Below are 1,032 nucleotides of genomic sequence, written 5' to 3'. Positions count from 1 at the left end.
CCTTCTGGCAGTTCAACAGTCCCGGTCACATCGGTGGTCCGGAAGTAGAACTGTGGACGGTAGTTCGCGAAGAACGGCGTGTGACGGCCACCTTCGTCTTTGGTCAGGATATAGACCTCGGCTTCGAACTTGGTGTGTGGGTTAACCGAACCTGGCTTACACAGAACCTGGCCACGCTCAACTGATTCACGGTCGATACCGCGCAACAGAACACCAACGTTGTCGCCAGCTTCACCGCGATCGAGCAGCTTGCGGAACATTTCAACACCAGTACAGGTGGTGGTTTGGGTGTCTTTGATGCCAACGATTTCGATGCTGTCGCCAACATTCACAACGCCACGCTCAATACGGCCAGTCACAACGGTACCACGACCAGAGATCGAGAACACGTCTTCGATTGGCAGAAGGAATGCACCGTCAACAGGACGCGCTGGGGTTGGGATATATTCGTCAACAGCGGCCATCAGCTTTTTGATCGACTCTTCGCCAATCTCAGGGTCGCGGCTTTCCATCGCAGCCAAAGCGGAACCTGCGATCACTGGAATGTCGTCGCCTGGGTAACCGTATTCGGTCAACAGCTCACGGATTTCCATTTCAACCAACTCAAGCAGCTCTTCGTCGTCTACTTGGTCAACTTTGTTCATGTAAACAACCATGGTTGGGATACCAACCTGGCGACCCAGCAAGATGTGCTCGCGGGTTTGTGGCATAGGGCCATCGGCCGCGTTCACAACCAAGATCGCGCCGTCCATTTGCGCCGCACCGGTGATCATGTTTTTCACATAGTCAGCGTGGCCGGGGCAATCAACGTGTGCGTAGTGACGACCTTCGGTCTCATACTCAACGTGTGCAGTCGAAATGGTGATGCCGCGTGCTTTTTCTTCTGGCGCGCCATCAATTTGGTCATACGCTTGGAAGTCACCAAAGTATTTGGTGATTGCAGCGGTCAGAGTGGTTTTACCGTGGTCAACGTGGCCAATTGTGCCGATGTTGACGTGCGGTTTGGAACGTTCAAACTTTTCCTTAGCCATG

1 protein-coding gene is annotated in these 1,032 nt (G+C 53.6%); it reads right to left on the bottom strand.

The window, feature by feature from the left end; translation table 11 throughout:
- On the bottom strand, positions 1-1,031 hold a 1,031-nt coding region (tuf, locus tag KKW20_RS16530; protein WP_214569029.1), incomplete at its 3' end, for an elongation factor Tu.
- Between the last annotated feature and the right edge of the window lies 1 nt (position 1,032).

It is taken from the genome of Aliiroseovarius lamellibrachiae (genome assembly GCF_018599245.1).
In the GTDB taxonomy this organism is placed as follows: domain Bacteria; phylum Pseudomonadota; class Alphaproteobacteria; order Rhodobacterales; family Rhodobacteraceae; genus Aliiroseovarius; species Aliiroseovarius lamellibrachiae.
This window is presented reverse-complemented; position numbering and strand designations above follow the sequence as displayed.